Source organism: uncultured Corynebacterium sp., from assembly GCF_945649885.1.
GTDB lineage: Bacteria > Actinomycetota > Actinomycetes > Mycobacteriales > Mycobacteriaceae > Corynebacterium.
The window spans coordinates 1-18,155 of record NZ_CALZFS010000052.1 but is presented as its reverse complement, the minus strand read 5'-3'; the positions used below and the strand labels follow the sequence as shown (position 1 = coordinate 18,155).

19 protein-coding genes are annotated in these 18,155 nt (G+C 57.8%); 3 read left to right on the top strand and 16 right to left on the bottom strand.

The annotated features are described in order from the left end of the window. On the bottom strand, positions 1–380 hold a 380-nt coding region (locus Q0M74_RS07335; protein ID WP_293952951.1), incomplete at its 3' end, for an HD domain-containing protein. Continuing rightward, entirely contained in the window at positions 381–1,073 is a 693-nt protein-coding gene (locus Q0M74_RS07330; protein ID WP_293952949.1) for a YdcF family protein, read from the bottom strand. Positions 1,074–1,124: 51 nt separating this feature from the next. Here Q0M74_RS07330 and Q0M74_RS07325 point away from each other — a divergent pair, with 51 nt between their 5' ends. Next, positions 1,125–3,188, top strand: a complete 2,064-nt coding sequence (locus Q0M74_RS07325; protein ID WP_293952947.1) for a TPM domain-containing protein — start codon at positions 1,125–1,127, stop codon at positions 3,186–3,188. A 6-nt stretch (positions 3,189–3,194) separates the two neighbouring features. Here the strand turns inward: Q0M74_RS07325 and Q0M74_RS07320 are convergent, their stop codons facing one another. The 3 genes from Q0M74_RS07320 to Q0M74_RS07310 all read right to left on the bottom strand — a co-directional run bounded on the left by Q0M74_RS07320 (position 3,195) and on the right by Q0M74_RS07310 (position 5,779). After that, entirely contained in the window at positions 3,195–3,683 is a 489-nt protein-coding gene (locus Q0M74_RS07320; RefSeq protein ID WP_293952945.1) for a hypothetical protein, read from the bottom strand. Between the two features lie 57 nt (positions 3,684–3,740). Beyond that, the gene (locus Q0M74_RS07315; protein ID WP_293952943.1) at positions 3,741–4,313 is read right to left on the bottom strand and encodes a hypothetical protein; all 573 of its coding nucleotides are present in this window, start codon (positions 4,311–4,313) and stop codon (positions 3,741–3,743) included. An 80-nt stretch (positions 4,314–4,393) separates the two neighbouring features. After that, positions 4,394–5,779, bottom strand: a complete 1,386-nt coding sequence (locus tag Q0M74_RS07310; protein ID WP_293952941.1) for a glycine--tRNA ligase — start codon at positions 5,777–5,779, stop codon at positions 4,394–4,396. Between the two features lie 457 nt (positions 5,780–6,236). Between Q0M74_RS07310 and Q0M74_RS07305 the strand changes: the two genes are divergently transcribed. Both Q0M74_RS07305 and Q0M74_RS07300 read left to right on the top strand, forming a co-directional pair. Further along, positions 6,237–6,503: a metalloregulator ArsR/SmtB family transcription factor gene (locus Q0M74_RS07305; RefSeq protein ID WP_293952939.1), complete on the top strand. Its 267-nt coding sequence runs from the start codon at positions 6,237–6,239 to the stop codon at positions 6,501–6,503. A gap of 51 nt (positions 6,504–6,554) precedes the next feature. Then, positions 6,555–6,992, top strand: a complete 438-nt coding sequence (locus tag Q0M74_RS07300) for a Fur family transcriptional regulator (protein ID WP_293952937.1) — start codon at positions 6,555–6,557, stop codon at positions 6,990–6,992. Positions 6,993–7,017: 25 nt separating this feature from the next. On the opposite strand, the gene Q0M74_RS07295 is transcribed toward Q0M74_RS07300, so the two are convergent. The 11 genes from Q0M74_RS07295 to hemW all read right to left on the bottom strand — a co-directional run bounded on the left by Q0M74_RS07295 (position 7,018) and on the right by hemW (position 18,040). Beyond that, positions 7,018–8,103 carry a VIT1/CCC1 transporter family protein gene (locus Q0M74_RS07295; RefSeq protein WP_293952958.1) on the bottom strand — a complete coding sequence of 362 codons (1,086 nt, stop codon included), beginning with the start codon at positions 8,101–8,103 and terminating at the stop codon, positions 7,018–7,020. Positions 8,104–8,265: 162 nt separating this feature from the next. After that, positions 8,266–9,000: an isoprenyl transferase gene (locus Q0M74_RS07290; protein ID WP_293952956.1), complete on the bottom strand. Its 735-nt coding sequence runs from the start codon at positions 8,998–9,000 to the stop codon at positions 8,266–8,268. 24 nt (positions 9,001–9,024) lie between these two features. Further along, on the bottom strand, positions 9,025–9,753 hold the full coding sequence (recO, locus tag Q0M74_RS07285; RefSeq protein WP_293952935.1) for a DNA repair protein RecO: 729 nt from the start codon (positions 9,751–9,753) through the stop codon (positions 9,025–9,027). Between the two features lie 18 nt (positions 9,754–9,771). Next, positions 9,772–10,689 (bottom strand): GTPase Era, encoded by a 918-nt coding sequence (gene era / locus Q0M74_RS07280; RefSeq protein ID WP_293952933.1) that lies wholly within the window; start codon positions 10,687–10,689, stop codon positions 9,772–9,774. 63 nt (positions 10,690–10,752) lie between these two features. Then, a complete protein-coding gene (locus tag Q0M74_RS07275; protein ID WP_293952931.1) occupies positions 10,753–12,075 on the bottom strand; it encodes a hemolysin family protein in 1,323 nt (440 codons plus the stop codon). Beyond that, positions 12,076–12,687 carry an rRNA maturation RNase YbeY gene (gene ybeY, locus Q0M74_RS07270; protein ID WP_293952929.1) on the bottom strand — a complete coding sequence of 204 codons (612 nt, stop codon included), beginning with the start codon at positions 12,685–12,687 and terminating at the stop codon, positions 12,076–12,078. It lies immediately after the preceding gene. Further along, on the bottom strand, positions 12,687–13,748 hold the full coding sequence (locus Q0M74_RS07265; RefSeq protein WP_293952954.1) for a PhoH family protein: 1,062 nt from the start codon (positions 13,746–13,748) through the stop codon (positions 12,687–12,689). Before Q0M74_RS07265 ends, ybeY begins: the two co-directional genes overlap by 1 nt. 89 nt (positions 13,749–13,837) lie before the next feature. Continuing rightward, on the bottom strand, positions 13,838–14,563 hold the full coding sequence (locus tag Q0M74_RS07260) for a 16S rRNA (uracil(1498)-N(3))-methyltransferase (RefSeq protein WP_293952927.1): 726 nt from the start codon (positions 14,561–14,563) through the stop codon (positions 13,838–13,840). Then, entirely contained in the window at positions 14,563–15,699 is a 1,137-nt protein-coding gene (dnaJ, locus tag Q0M74_RS07255) for a molecular chaperone DnaJ (RefSeq protein WP_293952925.1), read from the bottom strand. The genes Q0M74_RS07260 and dnaJ overlap by 1 nt, the downstream gene beginning before the upstream one ends. A gap of 72 nt (positions 15,700–15,771) precedes the next feature. Next, on the bottom strand, positions 15,772–16,800 hold the full coding sequence (gene hrcA / locus Q0M74_RS07250) for a heat-inducible transcriptional repressor HrcA (RefSeq protein ID WP_293952922.1): 1,029 nt from the start codon (positions 16,798–16,800) through the stop codon (positions 15,772–15,774). Between the two features lie 10 nt (positions 16,801–16,810). Continuing rightward, entirely contained in the window at positions 16,811–18,040 is a 1,230-nt protein-coding gene (hemW, locus tag Q0M74_RS07245) for a radical SAM family heme chaperone HemW (RefSeq protein WP_293952920.1), read from the bottom strand. Between the last annotated feature and the right edge of the window lie 115 nt (positions 18,041–18,155).

Here is an 18,155-nt window from a genome sequence, read left to right as displayed (position 1 = left end):
TTGCCCTCAAAGCCACCGCAGTCAGCAGCCACTTCGTTGAGTGCTTTTTCACCATTGTGACCATAGGGTGGGTGGCCGATGTCATGGCAGAGTCCCGCCAGTTCTGACAGATCAGGATCCAGACCCAGCCCGCTGCCCATGCCGCGGGAGATCTGTGCGACCTCAAGGGAGTGAGTGAGCCGGGTTCGTGGGGTGTCACCATCGCGCGGGCCTACCACCTGAGTTTTATCAGCCAGGCGTCTTAAAGCAGCAGAGTGCAACACGCGCGCCCGGTCCCGCGAGAAATCGCTGCGGGAGTCAGCTTCGCTCTGGCGCAGTTCACTGGTCTTGACATGCTCGCGGTGCAGGCGGGCCGAATCCGCCGGGGTGTAGGGGTACATCTAGTTCTTCAACCTCCGAAGCTCTTCATGGCGCGCCCGCCGGGAGGGCCGCATCCATCCCTGCACCGCACGCAGCGCATCCTCAACTCTATCGCCCACCTGCTTCCCAAACAGGGCGGACACATCCAGCACCACCACCCCACCCCATTCGTGCATCAGGGTGGTGAAATAGCTTTTCGACAGAAAAGTCGCCGGCGTATACGGCGTCGGTGAGGGGTGCGCGTCAAAACCCATGCGGCGCGCAATGCGCACCGCCCGGTAGGAATGATTCGGATCGGTGACAACAAGCACACGCCCCACATGTTCCGGATCCAACGGTGCGAAGGAAGAGCTGGTGTCATTGCCTTCAGGCTGGAGGATTATCAGCTCTGGATCCACTCCTTCCACCAACAGGTAGTTGCGCACCACCTCAGCTTCGGTGAAGCGGTCCCCCGGGAGTTTCCCACCCACCGCATAGACGCGTTGGGTTTCCTGCTGATGCCAGATCTGTGCGGCATGGCGCAGGCGTGCCGCGAACTGTCGGGATGGGCGACCATCGTATTGCGCGGTGCCCAGCACCAGAATGGAATCAAAGGCGTTCCTGTCATTATTATGACGCAGGCACGCATAGGATTGACTACGGATAACCGGTTGCAGCACCAGGGCAGCTTTGAGGACGGCGGATATCATCAGTGCGCAGGAAATTCTTCTCACCTCCACCAGTCTGCCAGGGGTGATGGGGATTGTGTCGGTAATGTGGTGCCCATGAACACGCGTGTGGAAAATATCCGTCAGTTTATGACCCGGTCCGCTGCAGCCCTTGTTGTGGGCGCAGGTGGAATTCTTCTCACAGGAACCTTCGCCCCAACGGCCCTGGCTTCAGAAACCCTGGTATTAGCTGAGGCTCCTGAATACTACTCCGAGCGGGTCACCGATTACACCGGCACGCTCTCATCCGCTGACATTGCTTCCATTGAAGAGTCCATCAATGATGCCCGCACCCAGGCTCAACGCGAGATCTTCGTGGTGTTTGTCAATTCCTTTGATGGTGTTGATCCCAATGCCTGGACGCAACAGGCTCTGACGACCAATGGCGGAGGCAATGTCCTCATCTATGCCGTGTCACCTGAGGAGGGTGCTTTCGGTATTCAGGGTGGACAGCAATGGACCGATGCTGAGCTCGATAGCGCCTATGACGCTGCCTATTCCCAGTTGGTTGCAGGGGACTTCGTCCAGTCAGCCATTGATCTTGCAGGGTCTATCACTGGAGCATCCGGTGTCGCTGGTGCTGGTGGTTCCGGAAGTTCCAGTGGCTCTGATGGTGACTCCGGCGGTGGCCTGTGGTTAGGTGCTGCTGGCGTAGGTGTGGTGGCCGCCGGTGGCGGTCTGTGGGCATACAACCGCAAGCGTCAGAAGAATCAGAGTACTGAAACACTAACCGATGCCCGCAACATCGACCCACGCGATACCAGCCGTCTCATGCAACTTCCAATGGACACCCTGAATTCCCTGGCTGAAGAGGAACTGGCCTCCACCGATGAATCCATCCGTCGGGGCAAGGAGGAACTGGAGATAGCCCAGGCAGAATTCGGCCCGGAACGTACCCGCAGCTTCACCCGCGCGATGAACCACTCCCAGTCCACCCTGCAGAAGGCCTTTGAGCTGCAGCAGCGTCTCAATGACTCCATCCCGGAATCTGAAGCCGAGCGACGCGCCATGCTGGTCCAGATCATCTCCTCATGTGGCCAGGCCGATGATGCTTTGGATGCAGAAGCCGAGAACTTCGCTGAGATGCGCAACCTCCTGCTTAATGCCGACAGCAAGCTGGATGAGATCACCCAGCAGACCATTGACGTGCGTACCCGCCTGCCCAAGGTGTCCACCACCTTGAAGGACCTGCGCAGCCGCTACAGCCTGAGTGTGCTGGAAAGCATCGATGACAACGCGGACCTGGCTGCTGCAGCCCTTGATGAAGCAGAAAAGGTGCTGTCCACAGCGCGCGAGCTCCAGGCACAACCTGCCGGCCAGCAAGGCGGACTCGTGGAAGCCATCCGCGAGGCAGAACACGCCGTGATCACTGCTGACCGCATGCTCGAAGGCATTGAGCATGCCGATGAGAACATCGCCGTGGCCAAAGCCAATGTCAATGATCTCATCACTGAGATTGAAGAGGAGATCGCTGAGGCAGCCCAGCTAAAGACCCAGGCCGGTGCAGACGGCACCAAAGCGAACTGGGCAGCTTTGGATGAAGCTGTCCGCGCTGCATCCGCAGCACTGACCACCGCCCGTGTTGATGCTGAAAGGGATCCTCTGGGCACCTACACGGAGCTCACCGACATCGATTCTGATCTTGATGTCCAGCTGGATTCTGTCCGTGCCACTGCTGCTGATCAGCAGCGTCAGCTCCGGGTCTTCGATCAGCAGCTCCAGGCAGCCACCACTCAGATCCAGGGTGCAGAGGACCTGGTCTCCACTCGTGGTCGGATTGTGAAGTCTGAAGCACGCACCCACCTGGCCAATGCCAAGAAACTCCATGCAATGGCTCAACAGCAGCGGACCACAGACACCCCTGCTGGCATCAACTACGCCAGGCAGGCTTCTGTCGCTGCTCAGCGTGCAACCAAGTCTGCACGTTCAGATATCAATGATTACAACAACCGCATGAACCGACAGAACCGTTCCGGTGGCACCGGTGGTGCCATCGTGGCCGGCATGGTCATCAACTCGATCCTCAACAGCGGAGGACGTGGAGGTGGTTTCGGCGGCGGCAGCTTTGGTGGTGGCGGCTTCGGAGGGGGTGGCGGCGGCTTCCGTGGTGGACGCTTCTAGCAGACTCTAGACCCTGGGGCGGCGCACGGCCGAGTCCACCAGGACGCATCCCCAGCTGAGGAATACCGCATCGACGAAGGGGAGCTTGTCCTCCCCTGCCGTGTCCACCTGGAATTCCACACGCCCGCTGGTCATGGGCCTCATGCGGGCCACCTCTTCCCGACCATTGGTGATGATGCGTTCTTTACGCCAGGGTGACACCCGACGGAGCAGGTAGGTACGGGGTCCGCACCGTGCCACGAGTTCAGCCACAGAGAAGGACTCCTGGGCGATGGTGAACACCGAACCGCCGGAGGTGGTGGCTCGGCAGCGGAACTTCATGGGCCCCGGGGTGGACTCGATTAGGAGTCGTTCCTTGGCCACGTAGAGGACATCCGAGCGGACATCAGCGATAATTTCATTGCTCTCATCAAAAAGCTCATTTCCAAGCCACACCCAGTTCTCCTGGGTCTGGGCACCAAAAATACCCGCTTTGGGGCGTTCAGTGCTATCCATACGAAAGTCCTGTGCGTGTCATCTGCTGAAGGGCTGTCAAAGAAAGAAGCCTGAGCTTTAGGTGAAGGTGAGGAAAAGGATGAGCGGGGTAAGGATCAACAGGAAGATGGTCAATCCCACGCTGGAACCCACCATGCGGGACTCCAGGGTCTTGCGGGTCACCCAGGACAGGAACGCTTCCTGTTCAACGGGAAGTGTCCTACCTGTATCAAATTCCAGGATGGCCCGGCGCAGTCCATTGTTCACGCCGGTGAACTGACCAACCTTTTCTGAGTCCGCATCATCAATGATCCAATTGCTCTTGTTTTCATTGATAAACACCATGTGGGTTCCAGCCATATCGATCTCAATATTTTTGGACCTTGAGAATCCCTTCCCCCCTGGATCCGCGGTGAACACCCGACCATCGGGCAACGTTGCAGATGCGGTGCCATCGATATCGAAGGAAAGTTCCCACTCCTGCCCCTCCACTGTTGCCGTGGTGTTAAAAGCCTTGTCGGTGGAGTCACCGAAAGTTCCCACCTTGGTGTTGGCTTCTCCCCGGAGAAGATCGGTGGCAATGTGACCCTCAACTTTGGTGCGTTTGCCCCAGGAGGTGTAATCGTTCACGGCGAGATCCTTCGTGGTCATGCACATAAGAATAGCACCGGCTGAAAACAGCCGGTGCTTCTCCTCATGCACTGTGCAGACAGTGCCAGTCAATCGTGTGCTTAGCAGCCGAGCAGCTGCTGGGCCAGGTACCCCTGCAGTTCATCCAGTGGAACACGGACCTGCTCCATGGTGTCGCGCTCGCGCACGGTCACAGCATTGTCCTCGAGGGTGTCGAAGTCAACGGTGATGCAGAACGGGGTACCGATCTCATCCTGACGGCGGTAACGGCGACCAATGGCACCAGAGGTGTCGTAGTCTACGTTCCAGAACTGGCGCAGCTCAGCAGCAAGCTTCTCTGCGGGGCCGGACAGCTCAGGCTTCTTGGACAGTGGCAGGACAGCAACCTTGACAGGTGCCAGTCGACGATCCAGCTTCAGAACGACACGCTTGTCCACGCCGCCCTTGGAGTTTGGAGCCTCATCCTCGTGGTAGGCATCCATGAGGAAGACCATCATCGCACGCCCGAGACCTGCAGCTGGTTCGATGACATAAGGAATCCAGCGCTCGCCGCTCTCCTGGTCAAAGTAGGACAGGTCCTCGCCGGAGCCTTCGGAGTGAACACGCAGATCGTAGTCGGTGCGGTTCGCAATACCCTCGAGCTCGCCCCACTTGGTGTTGGCGAAGTTGAAGGCGTACTCGATGTCCACGGTGCGCTTGGCGTAGTGGGACAGCTTCTCCTTCGGGTGCTCGTAGAGACGCAGGTTCTCCGGGTTCACACCGAGGTTGATGTACCACTGGTGACGGGTGTCAATCCAGTACTGGTGCCAGTCCTCATCCTCGCCAGGCTTGACGAAGAATTCCATCTCCATCTGCTCGAACTCACGGGTACGGAAAATGAAGTTACCCGGGGTGATCTCATTGCGGAAGGACTTGCCGATGTTGGCAATTCCGAATGGAGGCTTCATGCGGGATGAGTTCATCACGTTCTTGAAGTTGACGAAAATACCCTGAGCGGTCTCTGGACGCAGGTAGTGCAGTCCCTCTTCATCATCCACAGGTCCGAGGAAGGTCTTCAGCAGGCCGGAGAATGCCTTTGGCTCAGTCCAGTTACCTGGCTGCCCGGTGACAGGGTCCTTGATGTCCGCCAGGCCGTTTACCGGTGGGTGGCCGTGCTTCTCTTCGTACTCTTCAAGAAGGTGGTCAGCGCGGTAGCGCTTGTGGGTGTGCAGGGATTCCACCAGTGGGTCGGTGAAGACCTCAACATGGCCGGAAGTGACCCAGACCTGTCGTGGCAGGATGACAGAGGTGTCCACGCCAACAACATCCGGGCGGGACGTCACCATGGAACGCCACCACTGACGCTTGATGTTTTCCTTCAGCTCTACGCCGAGGGGACCGTAGTCCCATGCGGAGCGGGTGCCGCCGTAGATCTCACCACAGGGGTACACCAGTCCACGTCGTTTACAAAGGTTAACAACGGTCTCGATGATCGATTGCTGAGCCACGTCGGATGCTCTCCTCCAGGTCGGTTGCCAATTCTAATGCCCCCTCAAAGGGACAGACTTCATCAATCCTAGCCCAACACACCCTTCTGCCTCCCCTGACCCCCTTTATCCAAAGTCACAGTGGATTTTAAACGATTTCTCCATAGTTAGCGGCTACGCTTAAATAGATAGGAAGCGAATGTGATGCGGATATCGATCCACTATCAATCATTGCCACATTTCATTTCATTTCAGCTGCATACCGCTGGATGGCTAGACACCATAGCGGTAATACTATGTCGGTCTGGATGTCTGACCCGGCACCCGTACAGGAAGGAGGCGTCTCGTGTTCCAAGACGCCACTCGTAATTTTATCTCCCCCCTGGAAAGCGCTGTTGATTCAACTTTCTTCTCTTACCCTCCACGCACCTCTGTTGCACCCACGAGGGAGCTCAGCACCAGTGAGAACATTACAGCAATGACATCAGTCGTCCGTGCCATAGATTCCCCGCTGCGTATCCGCATGCTGTTGGCTCTCAACGAGCGTCCCCACTTTGTCTCTGAACTGGTATCGCTGGTGGGCAGTTCCCAGCCGCTGGTCAGCCAGCATCTCAAGGTGCTCAAAGCCGCCAAGCTGGTCAACGCAGAGAGGAATGGCCGCCAGATGTCTTATTCGCTGGCACAGCCGAGGGTGATTGACATCCTGACGCTTTCTCTGGAAGCTGCCGAAGATGCTTCCGCGTAGGATCGAAAGGTAAACAAAGCGGTTTTTCCCTAGTTCCTCAGGAGGATGGCCATGGGTCTCAACCGTCATGGAGAAAAATCAACACCTAAACTCGGTGTGCGCAGTACCAGGCAACGCAAGGCTGTTGTGGACATTCTGGAGGAGATTGATAATTTCGCCTCCGCAAAGGCCATCCATGCAGAGCTGAATGTGCGTGAGCATTCCGTAGGTCTGACCACGGTATACCGCACACTTCAGTCACTAGCAGAGATCGGTGCGGTCGATGTCTTGAACGTCACCGGTGGGGAAACCCTCTACCGTCAGTGTCATGATGAAGGTCACCACCATCACCTCGTATGTACCCAGTGCGGTCGCACCGTTGAGATTGATGGTGGGCCGGTTGAGGCTTGGGCCAAGGACATCGCGCAGTCCCACGGTTTCAGTCTCAGCAGCCACGAAGCAGAGATCTTCGGACTGTGTCCCGATTGCAAGGACACCGCAGAAAAATAGGGCTCGCACCCCCGCGATATTAGCTTTATAGCACCATACCGAATAGCAGCCCCAGAGTGTAGGTGATTGCCGCTGCACCAAAACCAATACCCAATTGGCGCAGGGCTCGGTATAGCGGTGGCTTACCGGACAACACACCGGTGACACCGCCGGTGAACAGCAGCGATGCACCCACCAGTACCAGCGACACCACTGCAGCCCAGATGCCACTCATTCCGATTACCAGGGGAACGATCGGTATGAAAGCACCGAGCGCGAAGCTGAAGAAGCTAAACAGGGCTGCGGACCGTGCAGAACCTGTTTCCTCCCGATCCTCGCGCGGCAGCACCGCGGACTGGTCCAGGTCCCCATGTGTGGATGCCAGCGCTGTGAAGACAGACCCGGCCTTCTCCCGGGCTTCCTCCGGACTCATTCCCCTGGCCCGGTAGACCAGTTCCAATTCATTGGCATCGACATCTAATTCCGGGATTGCCCGGTGTACTTCCGGGTCCGGGGTGGAAGCGTCCAATAATTCAAGCTGTGAACGCACCGAGATATACTCGCCGGCTGCCATGGACAAGGCACCAGAAAGCAACCCGGAAACACCGGTGATCAGCACAATCTGGGGTGCCACGCCGGTAGCCATCACACCGATGACCAGTGCCAGGTTGGATACCAGCCCATCGTTGACCCCAAACACTGCTGCACGGAAGTTGCCACTCATCCGTTCCCTGCCACGGGTGGCCAGACCGCGGATGACTTCAGCGTGAATGCGTTCATCAGCACTCATCTGGTCTGTGGCGTCATCATCAAAGGTGTATGGACTCCGCGACTCTGCTGACTGCATGAGCGCCAGGGAGAATACTGAACCGAATCTCTTTGCCAGCATGCCCAAAATGCGCGTCTGAAGATCAGGCCTTTGTGGTCGGCCCTCTGCTGTGCCCAGTTTTTCCTGCCAGTGAGCTTCATGGCGGGATTCAGCCTCCGCCAGACGGAGAAGGATATCGCGTTCCTCCCCGGTGCGTTTCTTGGCTAATTCCCGGTAGACCTCTGCCTCTGCACGTTCATTGGCCAGGTACCGGCGCCACCGGGTGATCTGTGTGTCGGTAGGTTGTCCGGGGTTGTCGGGAATACTGCCATCACGGGTCTCAGCATTGTGGAAATTGCTGTGGGAATCACCGTGGGGTGGGAAATCCTCACTCATATCGTGTCCTTATCAGACAGTCTTTCTCAATCACTGCACCATGGCTTGAGCAACATGCCCTCGGGGTTCTCCCCGGTTGTATCAGGTGTATTAGGCGCTGCCGAAGCGGCGATCCCGGCGCGCGTATTCCTCCACCGCATCAAAGAGGTCCTGGGGAGTGAAATCAGGGAAGAGCTTATCTTGGTAGACCATCTCAGCATAGGCGGACTGCCACAGGAGAAAGTTGGAGGTGCGCATCTCTCCGGAAGGACGCAGGAAGAGATCCACATCCGGCATGTCCGGCTCGTCAAGGAAGTTGGTGAAGGTCTTCTCGGTGATCTGGTCCGGGCGAAGTTCACCGTTGGCTGCCCGGCGGGCAATTTCACGGGCTGCGTCAACGATTTCTGCACGTCCGCCATAGTTAATGCACATGGCCAGAGTCATGGTGGTGTTGTCCTTGGTCAGTTCCTCCGCGGCTTCAAGCTCACGGATGACAGAACGCCACAGACGTGGACGTCGGCCCACCCACCGGATCCGGACTCCCTTTTCATGCAGGCCATCACGTTGTCGACGCAGGACATCGCGGTTGAAGCCCATGAGAAACCGCACCTCATCGGTGGAGCGTCGCCAGTTTTCCGTGGAGAAGGCATACGCAGAGAGGTAAGGCACACCAAGCGCAATGCAGGCGTCCACAACATCGAGGAGGACGGCTTCACCGCGCTTGTGACCTTCGGTTCGCTTCATGCCCTTTTCAGTGGCCCAGCGACCATTGCCATCCATCACAAGCGCAATGTGTTCGGGGATGAATTTGGCGGGAATGTTGGGGGGTACAAGTTCGCTCACAATGAACCATTGTGCCATGCAACCTGGTCACACCTGATCAAGGACCTCAAGTGTCGGGAGTTTACGTTCCAGGTGCCACTGCAGGTGTGCTGTGGTGAGTCGGTGGATGACACCGGTGAGTTCCAGGTGTTCTGCCAACACCCGCTCCCCCGACCCTCTGGCCAGGAGCCACATCATGTGGAGGGTTTCAGCGGGGATCTCAGCACTTCCCTGTGGGCGGCAGTAGAGGCAGACCGCTCCACCTGCTCCTGGGTGAAAGGCGGTGTGGGGGCCGTTTCTTCCGCACTGGGCGCAGTCAAACAGACTGGGGGCCCATCCTGCATGGTCCATGGAGCGCAGCATGTATTCGTCCAGGAGTAATACGGGATGGCTGGCATTCTGCATCCGCTTCAGTGCATCTACAGTGGCATCAAAGAGGTGGGGGCCCTGCTCCATCGAAGCAATCTGGGAGGCGATCTCTAGGACTGCAGAGGCTGCAGAATACCGTTTGAAATCATCGATGATCCCCGAGGAATAGTAACCGACGGTATCCGCCCCGGAGATGGTGGACAGGTTGCGGCCCGGGTACAGCTGCACGTCTAATTCCACAAAGAGTTGAAGTCGTGAGCCGAACCGTGATTTGGATCGTCGCACGCCTTTTGCCACACCACGAATAATGCCGTGGTTGCGGGTGAGCAGGACGATGATGCGGTCAGCTTCACCGAAGTCATGGGTGCGCACAACAAGTGCACGGTCCCGGTAACTGTCCCTGCGCAATGAAAACTCTGGCCTGGTTTAGAAGCCCAGGCGGTTCAGTGCCTTGGGGTCGGACTGCCAGTTCTTCAGGATCTTGATACGCAGATCAAGATAGACATTCTTGCCGAGCAGTTTGATGACCTGCAGGCGGGAGTTGTGGATGATGCGGCCCATGCGCTGTCCCTTGAAGCCCATGATGATGTCCTTTTGTCCTGGACGTTCCACGTAGATGATCGCGTGGACAGCCAGGGTGCCAGGGCGGGTGGCATCCGGGAGGATCTCATCGATCTCCACAGCAATGGAGTGTGGCAGTTCGTCTTTGAGGCCAGACAGGGCTGCTTCACGGATCAGCTCGGAGATACGGGTATTGGTGTCCTCATCAGTGATGTGGTCATCCGGGTAGTACTTTGGTCCCTCTGGAAGAAGGCCAGCGATGACCGTGGCCAGCGTGTCCACGTTCTCACCATTGGCGGAAGACACGGGAACAACTTCGCTCTGTCCACCGAGAAGCTCGTGTAGAGCCATCAGCTGGGCTGCAACCTGATCGCGGGAGACCTTATCCGTCTTAGTCACAATGCCCAGGATCGGGGTCTTCGGTGCGGCTTCGCGTACCGCATCCAGGATCCAGCGGTCACCGGGGCCGATCTTCTCATTGGCAGGAATCGTCAGACCGATGAGGTCAACATCCGCGTAGGTGTCCTTGACGGACTCGTTGAGCCTTTCACCCAGGAGGGTGCGTGGGCGGTGCAGGCCCGGGGTGTCCACCACGATGATCTGTGCGTCATCCCGGTGAACCAGTCCGCGGATCGGGTGGCGGGTGGTTTCGGGCTGATCGGCGGTGATGGCGATCTTCTCACCCACCAGTGCGTTGGTCAGTGTGGACTTGCCTGTGTTGGGGCGGCCGACAAAGCTGACAAAGCCTGAACGGAAACCTTCCGGGGTGTCGGTGAAGCTCATTAATCCTCTAACTAGATCTCTTGGGAAGTGTGACTAACCAGCATAGTCGCTCACACGCTGGTTTTAATCATCCTCTTCACCGGATGGTTCCAGGACTTCCACAACCACGGAGTGCATGCGCAGACGCCCGCGTCGATTTCTGGCTCCTTCAGCGGTGAGCACCAGTCCGGAGGTTTCCACTCTGGCACCCGGCAGGGGGACACGGCCGAGTTCAAAGGCGATGAGGCCCCCCACGGTGTCCACCTGGTCGGTGATCTCCTCGGAGAATTCAATATCCTGTTCAAAAGCCTCGTCGATGTGGCTTTTCAGGTCCTCCAGTGCCAGGCGGGAAACCACACGGTAGGTGCGCTCTGAGACCTCCTCGATCGGGGCGACCTCATCATTGTCATACTCATCGGCGATCTCACCGACAATTTCCTCCAGGATGTCCTCGATGGAAATCAATCCTGCAACACCACCGTATTCATCCACCAGGATGGCGATGTGGTTCTGACGTTCCTGCATGTCCTGTAGCAGTGCATCCAGGGAACGGGAATCGGGAACAAACTTCGGTGGACGCATGACCTCGTCCACCGTGACGGACCGGCCGCCATCAGTGGCGTAGTAGGTCTTCTGCACCAGGTCTTTCAGGTACACGATGCCGATGATGTCATCGACGTTCTCACCGATGACCGGGATGCGGGAATGACCAGAACGTACACACAGGGCGGTTGCCTGGCCAGCGCTCTTGCCGGATTCAATCCAGATCATCTCCGGACGTGGCACCATCACCTGGCGCACGGTGGTGGAGGCCAGATCAAAGACCGACTGGATCATGCGACGCTCCTCCACCTCCACGATGCCGTGTTCCTGCGCGATATCAACCATCTCGCGCAGTTCCACTTCCGTGGCGTAAGGACCATTGCGGAAACCTGGTCCAGGCGCAATGACATTACCCACCCAGATGAGCAGTTTCGCTATGGGCCCCAACACCTTTTCCACACCGCTGAGTACCACGGCGCTACGCAGGGAAACGTTATAGGGGTTCTTCCTGCCCACGGTGCGACCGAAGACGCCGACCACGGCGAAGGTCAGGAGTGAGACCAGGACAATGGCGATAAAGATCGCCCAGGCGTAGCTATCCACCACGCTCACGGCGATGGCCCCGGCGAGTACGGCTGCTGAAGAATCCAACAGTGTCCGCAGCATCACCAGCATGTTGATGTTGGTGGCGCGATTGTCCACCACATGTAGCAGCGCCTTAGCGCCTGCCACATCATCTTTATACATTTGTTCGACGCGGGCCCGTGAAACAGTGGATACTGCCGATTCAATTGCTCCCAGCAGTGCGGAGAGCAATAGGGAGGCCACGGTTGCCAGCGTCAACCATAAAACAGTGTCGGGCATCTAGTGCTTGTCCTCAGGTTCGGGATCGGGGGAAGCAGCTTCGGATTGTTCATCAGCGTTCATGTCGCGGTCCAGCTCCAGACGATCGGCTGCGGTGGGGAATGCACCCGGTCCGGTCGGCTTGGCCTGGTAGACCACACCGCGCTTTTCCACGTCGTCATACCAGTCCGCCAGCAGTTCATTCTGTAGGGCGAACATCTCCCGCTCATCGGCGGGTTCGACATGGTCATAGCCCAACAGGTGCAGGCAGCCGTGAACGGTCAGAAGCGCCAGTTCATGTGGCAGGCCGTGGCCTGCCTTGGTGGCCTGCTTTTCTGCGAATTCCGGGCAGAGCACGATGTCACCAAGCATCGCAGGTCCCGGCTGTACGCCATCGGGCCTGGAATAGCCCGGTGTGAGCTCATCCATGGGAAAGCTCATCACATCGGTGGGGCCTTCCAGGTCCAGCCACTTCACATGCAGGTCAGCGATGGTATCTGAATCCACGATGTGGATTGATGCCTCAGCATCGGGATGGATGTCCATCTCTCCCAGTGCGAAGGAGAGGACATCAATGAGCATCTCCTCATGCACACCCTCCCAACCAGATTCGTTGAAAACCTCAATGCTCATTATCCTCGTGCCTCCTGTGTGGCGTTTTCCTCTTGGACTGCTTCATGTTCGACCTGTGCGCGCAGGGCCTGATCGCGTTCTTCCCTGGCACGACGGCGTTCCGCCTCACGCTTTTCCTGCAGGTCTTCATAATCGTCATAGGCGTTGACGATATGGCCGACCAGCTGGTGACGCACGACGTCTTCAGAGGTCAGTTCGGTGAAGTGCACATCCTCCACACCACGCAGGATGTGTCGGACCAGTCGGAGTCCGGATTTCTGGGAACCTGGCAGGTCCACCTGGGTGATGTCACCGGTGACCACCATCTTGGAGCCAAACCCCAGGCGGGTGAGGAACATCTTCATTTGGGCTGGTGTGGTGTTCTGGGCTTCATCCAGGATCACAAAGGCATCATTGAGGGTGCGTCCACGCATATAGGCAAGTGGTGCCACCTCCACGATGCCGGCTTCCATCAGCTTGGGAATGACCTCGGGTTCCACCATGTCGCGCAGTGCATCATGCAGTGGGCGCAGGTAGGGGTCGATCTTCTCGTTGAGGGTGCCCGGCAGGAAACCCAGGTTCTCACCGGCCTCCACTGCGGGTCGGGTCAGGATGATGCGGCTGACCTGCTTGGTCTGCAGCGCCTGTACAGCCTTGGCCATCGCCAGGTAAGTCTTGCCGGAACCTGCTGGACCGATGCCGAAGACGATGGTGTTCTCATCGATGGCATCAACGTATTCCTTCTGTCCTAAGGTCTTGGCGCGGATGACCTTGCCACGGCGGGCGATGATGTCTCCGGTGAGGATCTCAGATACAGACTGGGGTGTGTCCACATTGATGATGCTGATGACGTTTTTCACCGTCTCGGCACTGATCACATGACCTCGACGGGCAATGGCCTGCAGCTCATCCAGAATCTTGCCGGCGCGGGAGACTTCATGGGCTGGGCCCGTCAGTTCAATGCGGTTACCCCGGACATGGAAATCAGCATCCACCTGATTATCCAGAACCTTCAGGTTGCCATCGGTGACACCGAGAACGGTGGCCGCGAGTTCGCGTTGAAGGTTGTAGACGGTGGACACCACGTCAGTGCGTGTGCTTCTGGAGGTGGTCACAGCGCTGTATCTGCCTGCTTTCTGATTATTTCTGGATATGCGTATTCAAAGAGACTTTACCAGCGGTTTGAGAGCACGCCGATAGCTGCAAGGGCGACCATTCCTGCTGATGCGGTACGGAGCACCTCGGGCCCCAATTTCACAGTGTGGGCACCGGCAGCGGTGAAACGTGCAATCTCCTCCGGCGCCACCCCACCCTCAGGGCCGATGATCACCACAATGCTGCCGGAGAAGTTTAATTCCCGGATGGCCGCTGTTGCATCCTCATGCAGGATGATCGCCAGATCAGCTTCGGCGATGAGCTTGTCGACGCCCGCTCCATCCACCACACCACGGATCTCAGGAATGGTTGCGCGCCGCGACTGTTTAGCCGCCGCTTCCGCGGCAGCCTCCCACTTGGCCAGTGCTTTGGTTTGCTTACCTGCCCACTTTGCAATGGTGCGGCTGGACTGCCAGGCCACGATGCGGTCAGCTCCGCCCTGGGTGAGCAGGTCGATGGTCAGCTCAGAGCGCTCCGACTTCGGGATCGCCTGGACGATGGTGACATGGGGGTCAGGGGTGGGAATCTGCTCGACAGTTTCCACCACCACCTCCAGTCGGTCCTTACCGCTGGTCCCGGTGACCAGGCAGGTGCGGCTGCTGCCGTGGCCGTCGATAAGCATGACCTTTTCACCTGGTACGATGCGCTTGACTGTCACCGCATGACGGCCCTCGGGGCCGGTCACGAAGGCAGATTCGCCCACGGTGGCGTCAGTGTCAGAGATGAAGACGGGCAGCGACATTATTTGTTGCGGAACCTGTTCTTGAGCTTGTCAAAGAAACCATTTCCCTCATCACCCTCACGGTGGACGGTGGAATTGTCCTTGCGGTGATCACGGATCTGCTCCAGCAGCTCACGAGTGGTCTCATCAATCTCGGTGGGGACAAAGATCTCCACATGAGCCATGAGATTTCCACGGCCCTCGGCTCGCAGTCGTGGCATACCTTCATCTTCTAGGGTGATGACCTCATTAGGCTGGGTGCCCGCCGGGATGACCACGGTGACTTCCTCACCTGTCAGGGATTCCACTTCGAGCTCGGTGCCCAGGGCCGCATCAATCATCGGGACACGCAGGCTGGCGTGCAGGTTGTCACCATCACGGGTGAACACTGCATGCGGGCGGACCATGACCTCGATGTAGAGGTCACCGGCAGGGCCACCACCGGCGCCGACCTCACCCTGACCCGCCATGCGGATGCGCATACCGGACTGGATACCGGCCGGAACATTGGCCACGATGTCACGGCGTGCACGCACGCGTCCATCACCGGCACACTCTTTACAAGGATCAGGAATGACCTCACCGGTACCATCACAGGTATCACAAGGAACAGAGACCAAGACGTTGCCCAAGAAGCTGCGCTGGACCTGCTGTGTCTCGCCGGCTCCCTGACAGGTGCCACAGGTGTGTGGCTTCTTGTTGGAAGCAGAACCAGAACCATGGCAAACGGTACACAGCACCGCGGTGTCCAGGGTGAGATCCTTTTTGGCGCCGGTGAAGGCATCCTCCAGTGTGATGGAGGTACGCCACAGGGTGTCGCTGCCCGGCTGAACACGGGAACGGGGGCCCCGGGAGGATCCACCGCCGCCGAAGAAGGCGTCGAAGATATCTCCGAAACCACCTCCGCCACCGAATCCACCGGCGCCACCGCCACCGCCCTGCTCCATGGGATCCCCACCCATGTCAACGATGCGGCGCTTATCCGGATCGGTCAGCACCTCATGAGCAACAGAAGCCTCACGGAATTTCTCAGCGGCTTCCTCACCCGAGTTCACATCCGGGTGATATTTGCGGGCAAGCTTGCGGTATGCCTTCTTGATTTCAGAGTCAGTTGCGTTTCGGTCGACTCCGAGGATGCCGTAATAATCACGTGCCACAGTCGGTGATTCTCCCTTTTTCAGATGAAGATTAATCGTGTATAGGTGAACAAATGGCCTAGTATAGCGGGCTTATTCGCCAGCAAGAACCCGGCCGACATATTTAGCAACAGCCGAAACCTTCGACATTGTTCCCGTGTAGTCCATGTATGTGGGACCCACCACTCCCAGACCACCCAGAGTATGCCCCGGAGAACCATAACCGGTGGTCACCACAGAGGCACTGCGCAGTTCCACATCCTCATTCTCCTCGCCGATGTGAACACTGACATGATTGAGATCAGTGACATTGGATAAGAGCTTGAGCATGACCACCTGTTCCTCCAGAGCCTCCAACACCATCGGAACACTGGCTGAGGTTTCCCGCGGGAACCGGGTCAAGTGACTGGCACCGGCGAGGATAAGTCGATCAGAAGGCTGCTCCACCAGCGTGGCCACCAGAACACCACTACATTTTTCCATGGTGCTTCTGATATCAGAAGGAGCATTACGTGCCAGTTCCTGCAGAGCTGCTGAGGCATCAGTCAGTGTCTTCTCCGCCAGAGCACCATTGAGCAGGTCCTTGAGCACATTGACCTTTTCACCACCAAGCGGCTCATCCAACTCAACATTACGTTGATCCACACGCCCGGTATCCGTGATCAGAACCAGAAGCAGGCGGACCGGCGACAACGGAACCACCTCACAGTGCTTCACGCGGGAGGTCTTCAGGGTGGGTAACTGCACCACCGCAGCCTGATGAGTCAACTGGGACAACAACTGCACAGAACGGCGCAGAACATCCTCTAAATCCACTCCCCCCTCGAGGAAGCCCAAGATGGCACGACGTTCCGCCAAGGACAGCGGCTTGATGTCATGGATGGAATCCACAAACAGCCGATAGCCCTTCTCCGTGGGCACACGTCCGGAGCTGGCGTGCTCCTGAATGATGTACCCATCCGATTCCAGCACTGACATGTCATTGCGAATCGTCGCGGAACTGACATTGAGTTTGTGGCGTTCCAGTAGGGCCTTGGATCCTACCGGCTCCTGCGATTCGATGTAGTCGGCGACGACAGCCCGCAAGACCTCATATCTGCGTTTCTCCGTTGCACTAGCCATGCCCTGTACCTTACTCAGTTGCCGGAGAGTCCACTGTACTTTCCTCAGCGCTCTCCTCTGCCAGGAGGATGTCGGTGACGATGCCGTCGGCAAGCAGACGCCCACGCTCAGTGACCGCAATATTACTACCCGGTCGGTGCAGCAGACCGCCTGCGACATGACGATCAATGACTGCATGTGCAGCTGGGGAGAAGATGTCCGCAGGCAGACCCTGCTTCAGACGCAGACCCAACATGACCCGCTCTGTGTGATGATCATCTGCCGTGAGGGTTTCTGTATCCATGATCGGCAGCTCACCCGTGGCGATCTGAGCTGAATAACGCGCCGGGTGCTTCACGTTGAAGAAGCGGTGATCACCGATGTGGGAGTGGGCACCGGGGCCTGCGCCCCACCAGTCACCATCCACCCAGTAACCCATGTTGTGGCGACATTCCCCACCTGGCTTGGCCCAGTTAGACACCTCGTACCAGTCAAAACCATTGGCGCGGAGACGGGCATCGATCATCTCATAGCGGTCGGCGTAGACATCATCATCAGGAGCCGGCAACTCACCACGGCGGACCTTGCGCGCCATGGCGGTGCCATCCTCCACGATGAGTGAGTAGGCAGAGACATGATCCACATCCGCCTCCAGTACCGCATCCAGGGTTTTGCGCACATCATCATCGGTTTCTGTAGGGGTTCCATAGATCATGTCCAGATTCACATGATTGAATCCTGCTGCGCGTGCTTCCTTGGCTGCTGCCACCGGACGCCCCGGGGTGTGCGTACGATCCAGCACCTTGAGCACGCTGGAAGAGGCAGACTGCATCCCCAGAGAAACACGGGTGAAGCCACCTGCTCTAAGGGAGTCGAAGAACTCAGGCGAGGTGGATTCCGGATTGGATTCGGTGGTGACCTCAGCACCTTCAGCCAGGCCGAAGGTGTTCCGGACGCCATTGAGCACCCGGTTCAGGCCATCAGCGCCGATCAATGAAGGCGTGCCACCACCGATGAAGATAGTTTCCGCCGGGCGTGGACCGGGGTGTGAGAGATCGGACTGGCGGGCCTCCTCCAGCGTGGCCGCAGCCATCTCCAACTCCACCTCCAAGGCATCCAGGTAGGTGTCCGGGCCTGCAGTGGATCCCAGTTCACCTGCTGTGTAGGTGTTGAAATCGCAATAACCGCATCGGGTGGAACAGAACGGCACATGGATATAGATACCGAATACTGAACCGGAGACTGACCCAAACTTTGACATAGCACCCAAGCGTAGTGCGTGGAGCTTTTCAACAGAATCTTCAGGCTAATTTAAGGTTCAGTACACGATTTTGATGACAAAGTAGTAAACTACTCGCTATGAAAAGGACGAAGCT